This is a genomic window from Aquiflexum lacus (assembly GCF_015476655.1).
Taxonomy (GTDB): Bacteria; Bacteroidota; Bacteroidia; order Cytophagales; family Cyclobacteriaceae; genus Aquiflexum; species Aquiflexum lacus.
Genome location: NZ_JABFHF010000033.1, coordinates 57,797 through 67,369, shown reverse-complemented (window position 1 = coordinate 67,369; position 9,573 = coordinate 57,797). Strand labels below are relative to the sequence as shown.

Here is a 9,573-nt window from a genome sequence, read left to right as displayed (position 1 = left end):
ACTACAATTATAGCGGTGACCTTGGTGAATGGATACACGTAGCCGCTACTTTCGACGGCACTACGAGCCGAATCTTTGTCAACGGCACAGAGGATGTTTCCGCGAGTTATGCACCGTTCAACATAGGTACCACTTCTGGAGACCTTGTCATTGGGGCGGTCGGTACGATACAGCGATTCAACGGGGGTATCGACGATCTCAGGCTTTACGGAAGAGCATTGGAAGTATCGGAAATAACCGATCTCTATTCCAATGCGTCCAATATTGCCAGAAAATCAGATGGTTCGGCCAAAGGGCAAATCATTGACGAAACACAGTTGTCGATAGAGGGTTCTGGAACTGATGCCCTATTCGGCTTCAAAATCTATCCGAACCCGGTCGAGGAGCAGCTGCATATTCAGCTTAACAGCAGGGAGGAATTCCCGGTTGAGGTTGTGGTGTACGATATGATGGGCAGACAGTATATCAACAGGTCGGCAGTACCGGAAAACGGAGAGATTGTACTCGACCTGGCGCCGGTAAGGATGGCTGCGGGCACCTATCTGTTGATCGTAGATCAGGGACAGGGCAGAATGAAACAGGTCAAGTTTATCAAAAAATAACAATCGAATTGTAATAATACCAAAGACGGCCAGCAGATTCTGCTGGCCGTCTTTTTTCATTTGGTTTGGAATGAACTCAATCCTTATCCAAAATCCTCTAAATGAACCAATACCACTTCCTCCAATCCCTCATAATTTCTTAAATCCTCCCCCCAAAAATCCACTCTTCCCAACGTTTCAGAAACTATTAAGGTCAAATCATCTTCTTTCCATATTTTTTCAAAAAATTCCAGAACGGATGCATCATCTTTTAATGGAATAGTTTCATGGCCCGTTCTCCCATTATAAAATTTAATCAATGCTGCCAGTGATTTAGTCAGGTTTTTTGGCCATGAGCCGGTTTTGGAGTGGTATTCCAAAAGACTTGGCAATACCCTAACTTTGAATTTTGAAACTGAATTCAGAGAAATTGATATCAATTCATGATGGATAAATGGATTTCGAAACCTATCCAATACATCCGCTGCAAACTGCTCCAATTCCTCTTTGGGAAGATCAAGGGTCGGGATAATTTCGTTGTAGATGGTGTCTTTTATGAATTTCCCAATGATTTTGTCCTCTACTGCTTCTCTGACTGTTCTGAAACCATCGAGGTAAGCCACAGGCACCAAAGCAGTATGCGCCCCGTTCAATATCCGGACCTTTCTTGTACGATAGGGACTTTGTTCTTTGACAAACTTTACCTGAAGTCCTGCTTTTCTAGCAGGAAATATCTCCTGTAGATTTTCAGGACCCTCTATCACCCAAAAATGAAAGGGTTCGGCCACCACGACAAGATTGTCCTTATAAACCAATTCATTTTGGATTTCAACAATATTATCTTTTGGAAAGCCAGGTACAATTCTATCCACAAGGGTATTGCAGAATACGTTACGATCATTGATCCAATTGGCAAAGGAAGTAGGAAGATTCCATAGCTTGGCATAATCCAATACTGCTGATTTTAATTGTATCCCATTTTTATCGATCAATTCGCAGGGAATCATGACCAATCCTTTTGAAGGATCACCTGAAAATGCTTTGAATCTATGGTAAAGAAGTGCTGTCAATTTTCCAGGAAAAGTCAATGGAAGGGAATCAAAGCACGTGTCATTGGAATCGAATGTTATTCCTGCTTCTGTGGTGTTGGAAACTACAAATTTCAAATCTTCATTTTCTCCCAACTTCAAATATTCATGATAATCCTCAAAGGGATTATTGACACCTCTGACACAAGTAATAAGCCTGTTTTCCTGAACTATTTCACCAGATAATATTCCTTGTAGTTTAACATGAAAAAGCCCATCCTGCTTGTTGATTAATTCACCGAGACCTTGGGCAATGGGTTGAACAATCTGAACATCTCCGTTGAAATCTGTCTTTTCATTCATCAGATCTATCATCCAATCCACAAATCCCCTTAAGAAGTTACCCTCACCAAACTGCAAAACCTTGATTGGCCTTGCTGGAACATTTATATTACTTCTATTAAGTGATTTCATATTTTTGGATTATTATTTTGGGTAGATTTTCTGATAATTAACTCCGGCTTTAAAACTGTTTTTTGAGGAACATCATCTTTTTTTCCATTATTTAATAATGAAAAAAAGGTCTCAGCAGTGACATTTCCCATAGAAATGCTTTTTTGATCAACAGTAGTGATAGGAGGGTCGGTAAAAGAAGTGAAAGGTTCATTCCCAAATCCAGCAAGCATCACTTGTTCAGGAATTTTAAATCCTTCCTCTTTCAATACTTGCATAGCACCCATGGCAGCATAATCGGAACTGGAAAAAACCGCATCAAAGGATATTGATTTTTGGATAATGTTTTCCATACTGTTCCTTCCATCCTCCAATTGCAAATTGCTTTCCTGCACTAATTCAGGATCAAATGGAATACCATGATCTCTCAAAGCATCTTCGTATCCGCGCAACCTATCCTTGTAAATGTTGATTTTTTTAGGACTGGTAAAATGAACGATCCTCGTACACCCACCTTTGATCAAATGATCAACCACTTGATAAGCTCCCAGATAATCATCTATTACTACCTGACTTACTTCCAATTCATTGGTGACCCTGTCAAAAAGCACCAAAGGAATTCCCTTATCCAGCACTTTTTTGAAATGATCAAAGATCTCAGTGTTTTTGGCAATGGAAGCTATAATCCCATCAACGCGGGCATTCAGTAGGGCTTCAACAGTGTCAACTTCTTTTTTATAACCATCGTAGGACTGAGAAATTATGACCTTATAATCCAAGGTATTTGCAATTTCTTCTATGCCCCTTACTACTGATGAAAAGAAATTTCTATTGGCTGTAGGGACTAATACCCCAATCAATTTGCTTTTCCCACTTCTTAAGGCTGAAGCAATATGATTGGGCTGGTAATTAAGCTGCTTGGCCATCTTGATGACCTGCTTTTTGGTTTTTTCAGAGATTCGTGGATTATCATTCAAAGCCCTAGAAACGGTTGATGCAGTGATATTCAGCTTTTCTGCTATGTCATGTATGGTTGCTTTACCTTTTTTCATTTTAAGATTTAAGATTTAAGATTTGAGACATGAGACACAAGACATGAGATGACTAGTCCACTGACTAGCATTAGTTTTATAAGAATATGTGTAATCGGTTGCGCAATATAATAAAATTTGAAATGATAAATAAAAATTTATTTTCAAAGTTATTTTAGATATTTGGCTTGATTTCGATAAAAAAATCTGTTTATTTAATATTTATACAATATTTACACGGTTATTTAAAAAATACCTATTAAATGCTTCTTCTTTGAGAGAGCCTTTATTTACGTGCAATCGATTGCTTAATTATATAATATTTGAGTAAATCTCCAAAAATGGAAAAAATACAGCTCTTATGATATCATGTTGAAGGATTCTTGAGGATTGGCGATTTAAGTTTTTAAAAGAGGTACACCCATGTTGAAGACCCAAAATTTAAAAAATCATTCCTATGTCAGGAATTAGATTTTTTCAATCACTTTAGTTGATCTGCTATTTCAATTTTTTATCTTTATCGGATTCATACCACGATTACAAGTATTCATGTGATGACTTTTAGTATAGTAATATCAAATCCAAGATTATGAGAATACTCTGCCTACCGCCCTATAGACAAATCCCCAACTTAAATTTTACAACAAATCCATTTCACATCTAAATTCTTCAATCTAAATTCTACCCTATGCCAGCCCTTGTCCTCGTCGAAGTTAGCATTTATAATCCCGAATTATACGAAAAGTATAAAAAGCACACCTTGGGCACCATCCAAAAATTTGGTGGTCGTTTTGTTGTCCGGGGAACGAAAACCGAATCTTTGGAAGGAGATTGGAATCCTGAAAGACTGGTCATACTGGAATTCCCCGATGTCCAAACCGCCAAAGATTGGTGGTCTTCTCCAGAATATACCATCGCCAAAAACATCCGGTACCAGTCAGCTGATTCCAAAATGTTGGTGGTGGGGAGTCAATAGAATAGCCACCATGGAACCTGAAAACGAAGAGGAGGAAAAAGCTTATTTCGAAAACATCACCGAATCCAGGCAGGGAAACTTCGCCGAGCGTCCAATTGAACTTTAGAGCTGGTGAGCAGAATCTACACCCAGAGGGGGGATTACGTGCTGCGGTACAGAAACACTATCCGCTAGGGTGGATCAATTTCGTAATCGGTGTTTAACACAAACCAGCATCCCGGAAGATGGAAAAAACCGGTAAATTAGCAGAGTCCTCAGACCTACCGCTTATGATATCGCCATGTTCCCCTGCTGGGTGTAATTGAAGGTTGAATTTTAAAAAGACATTGCCTAAGCGGATCCCGATGGTAATGTATTCAGGAACCAAGACCTAAGTTCGACTCCTTTCATGCGCTGTTTAGAAGGTCTACTTGACCTTTTTTTCTTGAAAACCTGACTTATTTAATTTTCAATTGCATTCCGTTAGCTATTGGGATGGTTTGGATAAAAGGGTGTAGTTGCAAACACCCAGCTGCCGCCGAAAGTCTAAACTACACCGAGGGATGGTGTAATTGCCTCTTGTTTTCGGTATAAACCCAGTCACTATTCAATGTTTTCTGCAGGGGGGGGCAGCAACATATATCTTAGCCATCACCTCACCAGTGTAAATACCCCCCGCTTCTTTTCTGTTTTGAGCTCTCCGTTGACTGTGAAGCTGTATTCTACCATATAGCTATAGGTACCTAGTGGGGCATCTTTTCCTCTGATACTTCCATCCCAGCCTGAGTTACCCGAATATATCAACTCTCCCCATTTGTTGTAGATTATCAGGTCAAACCCTATGGAGCAATTGCTTACACCTCTGTAAACACCATCTTCGGGATTAAAACCTGTTGGCATACGGAGTTGGGGATTACGCTCAATAACAGTCCCTGTAAAATTGCCCTCACAGCCATGTGCATCGGTGATATGGAGATGGTAGTCCCCCCTTGGAATTCCTGTCAACCTTGGCCCTGAACTGCCATCAAACTCCCAAACATATACATAAGGTCCAAACCCTCCCTTGCCGATCGCCAGCAATGAACCACTAGAGCTACCGGGACAAGCCACATTTTCCAGAGTAAACTCCACTTCCAAAGGCTCCGGTGATTTGATTTCAAATTCCAAGGGCAACACGCATCCACCTGCATCCACCACATCTATGGTATATAATCCTCTTGCCAAATTGAATATTTGGATACTATTTCCCATGACCAACACATCTTCACTATTGACTGAAAAAGGTCCAACACCGCCTGAAAGGGAGAAACTTACCATCCCATCATTTCCATCATGACACAAGGCATCAGTTAGTCCTATTTCTCCCATCAATTCCAATGGTGGTGCTTCTTCGATCAGGATATTTTCAAAAATCTGCTCACAGCCCCCAGCATCCTTAACTGTCACCGAGTATATTCCCGGTTGGAGATATTCAGCAATATTTCCCGTTAGGTTCTCATCATGATCCCATACATAAGTGTAAGTCCCTGAGCCTCCTATGGCCACCATTTCTATTCTGCCTGCCTTAGAACCTTGACAAACCAAAGCTGAATAATCTGCTATCCCGGCTTGTAATGGTGGGTTGACTTTTACTGTAAGTCTTTCTGATTCCCCACCACAGGAAGCATTGATGGTGCTGAATTCTTCATACCAAATTTCTCCAATGGATCCCGGTCCGGGCCATATTACTTCGACTTCCTCAGATCCAGGATCAGAAATAAGGGTACCTCCCGATACAAACCAAGTGTAATTCCGTTCGGGAATTTTATCCCTGATACTATAAAAATTGCTTGTCCCTTCCTCATAGCAAATTTCCGAAATTCCCCTTGGCAGACCCGGAACTATGCCTCCATTGATAAAAACATCAATTACCTGTGCTTCTCCCTGACAGCCTTCTTCCGTAAGGGGAATGGCCACCACCTTGGCGTCAGGGTCAAACTCTCCCCAAAGTACCTTAACATTGAAGTCATTCTCCTCTACTACCTGTCCCCCGATCACTTCCCATAAGACAGACTTGGTGTTTTCGGGATCCCCAAAAGTATAAATGGCTTCATCAATATTGGGACAGACATTGTTTGGACCTTCCAAGGTTCCTTTTGTTTCTACTACAGTCACCTCAAAAGAAGCTTCTTCCATTTGATCACATGACCTGTCTCCAGTCATCGCTACAATTTTAACCCGATAGGTTCCAGGTTCCCCAAACATATGATCTACTGTTGCACCCTCTTTTACTTCCTCATCATTTTCAAATAACCATTCAAAAATGATAAACTTTGGATCCCGGGGTACTACTGTCCAAGTAGCTTCTTCACCCAAACAAGCTACCCTATCCCCATCCACTTCAAAGTCATAAGCCACTTCCGTTTCAAAATTCAGGTTATTGATGCTCGCTCCTGCAGAGTATCCATACGACTCAATAAATCCCGAACCATAAACATAGCCAATGACGCCATCAGGATTATTAAGACTGTGGCTTCCTTCTTTGATTTCAACCCTTGCGTATGAATAGGCGGGATTACCGGGAACGGGCTGAAATTGTGCTCCGATGTTTTGTCCATCCAAAATGGTTTGTCCGGCACTTTCAGATTTGACCAAAATATTGACAAAATGATTTACGATCCCTTCTACTTGTAAGGCAGAGAATATAGTGCTTTTGATCAATTGATTATTGGGACTCAAAGTAATCATGGTGGGGTCACCATCACTTGCACCGGGACCTATCTGCACGTTACAAAAGTAACTTTTTGAAAAAGTAGTTACTGCTATGGGCTTGTCGGCGGTGATATTGGCCAACTCATTCCTGTCAAAAGTAAAAGAAACGTGTTTACCGGCATTTAGAATGGCTCTTTGTTGGCCATTGACCAATACACGGGTATTGTTTTCAGCTGCCAGGACTTTGACCATTTCTCCAGAAGTTCTTCCTGCCAATGGCAGGTGAATATATTCTTTGCCCCAGGAAAAAGTTGGGTAGGTCTGTTGAAACAAATGATCACCGGTAGATCCATCGCAATCCTGTGCCACAGAAGTCATTTTGTTACCACCAAAAACAGCAATGTTTTTGCAGTCATCACCGGTGCCATTGACCACCCGCACCCTTGACCCTGTCAAATCTCCGACAGACTTGACTTGATAGCTTTCCCACTTGTTCAACACTACAGAAATTGTCGAACCTTGTGGTATAGGGACAGGTTCGTTGGATTGGGCGGCAATGGTAATCTCTACACGTGTATCATCTTCCACAGCTACTACCAGAAGCGTACTTTCATAATTGATGTTGGAGCCAGGATTTACCCCAGGGTTGAAGTTCTCGTGGTGTGCTGTCACGTAGTAATCTTTTCCAAGAGAAGGTAAAGGCAAGATGACAGTACCATCCGCACTTCTTGCCCGGAAATTAAATGCATGTACTGAAATGTTCCCATCAGAAACAATACTTACTCCTTTATTCTCTACTTGGCGGGAACTCCTGTGTATGATGTCAATCCCATCTTGGGGAAATTGATAAATAAACTGTTTGCCGGCTTCAACTGAGAATGGGATGGAATTGCTTTCATATTGGATAACACCTGAAGCATTTTCCTCAGCAGAAATAATGATGGAGGCTTGGTCAAACCTAACTGTTGGAGAAAAAGTCCGGTTATTTTCCATAAAACCAAGGAAAAACTCTCTACCTATCGTAGTAGATTGACCAAAGGTCAAGGTGCTGCAGGCCAGTAAAAATCCTAGTATATATAGAAACTGACCGAATGTTCGCATACTACTTCGCATTTTCTTCAGCTAAGCACGATATAATTTACAATTTAATCCCGAAATCAATGTAAGGAAAAGCATAAGTTATAAAAAGAATTTATAATGCAATTGTTTGAAAATCCTCATTTTTGAAAGACATTTATCTAAAATGATCTATGCAATAACTTGGAATCAGATTCATGTCATGACTTGAAGTTGGAATCATAGCTAACCAAAAACCATATTTATGAAAATCCCCCATCAGGAAGTCATTAGAATACTCACCGAAATTTTTATCAAATATGGCTTCTCAAAAGGTAACGCAGATTTATGTGCAACACTTTTTGCTAAAGCAAGTCTTGAAGGAGTTCCTTCTCATGGATTGGACAGGGTTCCTGTTTTTTTGAAAATGATCAGAAACAAACTTGTCTTTCCAGATAAACAAGCGGAACTGATGGATGCTTTCGGGTTTTTTGAAAGATGGAATGGTAATTTGGGCCCAGGAATGCTTAATGCTTCCATTTGCATGGAAAGGGCCATCAACATATCTAAAGAATTCGGAATCGGAGTGATTGCGCTACAAAACACCAATCATTGGATGCGGGCTGGAAATTATGGTTGGCAGGCTGTAGAGTCGGGTTGTATCGGAATCTGTTTTACCAATACCAAACCCAATATGCCCGCTTGGGGTGGGAGCGAACCCAAATTGGGGAATAACCCTTTGGTGATTGCCATTCCCAGAAAGTCAGGGCATATCGTGCTGGATATGGCCATGTCGCAGTTTTCCTATGGGAAAATGAATACTTTTCTAAGAGCTGATAAGGAAATGCCTTATGAGGCGGGTTTTGATCAGGAAGGAAAACTCAGTAAATCTCCGGCAGAAATCATTGAACATGAACTGGCACTTCCAATTGGTCTATGGAAAGGAGCGGGACTTTCATTGGTATTGGATATGTTGGCCACTATCTTATCCGGAGGACAGGCCACAAATGAGGTTGGGCAAAGCGGTGAAGAATATGGTCTTTCACAGGTTTTTATTTGTTTGGATCCCAAGAGATTGGGCATGGATACGTGGTCTGAAGAAAAATTGGATGGTATTATTGAAGATTTAACATCATCATCAACTTTTTTAGGTAACAAAGTTCGCTTTCCAGGAGAAAAAATCCCTGAAATCCGAAAGGAAAATATGGAAAAGGGAATTCCTGTTGATGAACAGGTTTGGGAGAAAATATTGGGGGAGAGGTGATTGTTGTTTATTCTTTGAAAAATAAGGATGATAAAATTATTTTTGAAGAACTATTTAATAAAAAAGCGGACAGAAAATTTTTCTGCCCGCTTTCTAGATCAACCGTTTTAATACCTGTTTAAATCGCTACTTTCTTCAACGCCATAGTAAGAATTCACCGAATCGACAAATTCAGAGTCAGGATGCTTTGGCCAGTTGTCTTTGTCAAACCCTGGGGAGTTTTCCAATCTTTCTCTTGATACATCCAATGTTAGGACATGGGCATTATAATCGTCGCCGAAATGATCAAAATTAAAAGCTCCCAAAGGTATTGCAAAATACTTACTGTCTAAGTTAAGAAAGCCGGTACTTACCGAAAGCACGGCATAAGAAATCTTTCCTGTAGAGATATCTATCATGATGTCCTTAATCTCACCAACACTTTCATCAGATGGTGTTTTTACATTCGCACTTTGTAGGGTTGAAGCTGAAATGATTTGATGCCTCATAGAATTTTTCATGATTATTTTGGTTT

At 40.5% G+C, this 9,573-nt stretch carries 7 protein-coding genes; 3 read left to right on the top strand and 4 right to left on the bottom strand.

All coding sequences use genetic code 11. From position 1 onward, the window contains the following. Positions 1-602 (top strand): LamG-like jellyroll fold domain-containing protein (locus HMJ38_RS21795; protein WP_194976564.1); only part of this gene is annotated, 602 nt, incomplete at its 5' end. An 83-nt stretch (positions 603-685) separates the two neighbouring features. Here HMJ38_RS21795 and HMJ38_RS21790 read toward each other — a convergent pair. Both HMJ38_RS21790 and HMJ38_RS21785 read right to left on the bottom strand, forming a co-directional pair. Continuing rightward, on the bottom strand, positions 686-2,083 hold the full coding sequence (locus tag HMJ38_RS21790; RefSeq protein ID WP_194976563.1) for a tagaturonate reductase: 1,398 nt from the start codon (positions 2,081-2,083) through the stop codon (positions 686-688). After that, the gene (locus HMJ38_RS21785) at positions 2,080-3,114 is read right to left on the bottom strand and encodes a LacI family DNA-binding transcriptional regulator (RefSeq protein WP_194976562.1); all 1,035 of its coding nucleotides are present in this window, start codon (positions 3,112-3,114) and stop codon (positions 2,080-2,082) included. Before HMJ38_RS21785 ends, HMJ38_RS21790 begins: the two co-directional genes overlap by 4 nt. Positions 3,115-3,781: 667 nt before the next feature. Between HMJ38_RS21785 and HMJ38_RS21780 the strand changes: the two genes are divergently transcribed. Next, complete coding sequence (locus tag HMJ38_RS21780) at positions 3,782-4,069, top strand: DUF1330 domain-containing protein (RefSeq protein ID WP_194976561.1); 288 nt, start codon at positions 3,782-3,784, stop codon at positions 4,067-4,069. Between the two features lie 630 nt (positions 4,070-4,699). Here HMJ38_RS21780 and HMJ38_RS21775 read toward each other — a convergent pair. Beyond that, complete coding sequence (locus tag HMJ38_RS21775) at positions 4,700-7,840, bottom strand: gliding motility-associated C-terminal domain-containing protein (protein WP_194976560.1); 3,141 nt, start codon at positions 7,838-7,840, stop codon at positions 4,700-4,702. 220 nt (positions 7,841-8,060) lie between these two features. On the opposite strand from HMJ38_RS21775, the gene yiaK reads away from it, so the two are divergent. Further along, the gene (gene yiaK, locus HMJ38_RS21770) at positions 8,061-9,059 is read left to right on the top strand and encodes a 3-dehydro-L-gulonate 2-dehydrogenase (RefSeq protein WP_194976559.1); all 999 of its coding nucleotides are present in this window, start codon (positions 8,061-8,063) and stop codon (positions 9,057-9,059) included. Positions 9,060-9,166: 107 nt separating this feature from the next. Here the strand turns inward: yiaK and HMJ38_RS21765 are convergent, their stop codons facing one another. Beyond that, the gene (locus tag HMJ38_RS21765) at positions 9,167-9,559 is read right to left on the bottom strand and encodes a PRC-barrel domain-containing protein (RefSeq protein WP_228780203.1); all 393 of its coding nucleotides are present in this window, start codon (positions 9,557-9,559) and stop codon (positions 9,167-9,169) included. Positions 9,560-9,573 lie beyond the last annotated feature (14 nt).

Excerpts from the sequence above, each read along its gene's own strand:
- HMJ38_RS21765 (WP_228780203.1), bottom strand. The coding sequence starts at position 9,559 with ATGAAAAATTCTATGAGGCATCAAATCATTTCAGCTTCAACCCTACAA.
- HMJ38_RS21775 (WP_194976560.1), bottom strand. The coding sequence starts at position 7,840 with ATGCGAACATTCGGTCAGTTTCTATATATACTAGGATTTTTACTGGCC.
- HMJ38_RS21785 (WP_194976562.1), bottom strand. The coding sequence starts at position 3,114 with ATGAAAAAAGGTAAAGCAACCATACATGACATAGCAGAAAAGCTGAAT.
- yiaK (WP_194976559.1), top strand. The coding sequence starts at position 8,061 with ATGAAAATCCCCCATCAGGAAGTCATTAGAATACTCACCGAAATTTTT.
- HMJ38_RS21790 (WP_194976563.1), bottom strand. The coding sequence starts at position 2,083 with ATGAAATCACTTAATAGAAGTAATATAAATGTTCCAGCAAGGCCAATC.
- HMJ38_RS21780 (WP_194976561.1), top strand. The coding sequence starts at position 3,782 with ATGCCAGCCCTTGTCCTCGTCGAAGTTAGCATTTATAATCCCGAATTA.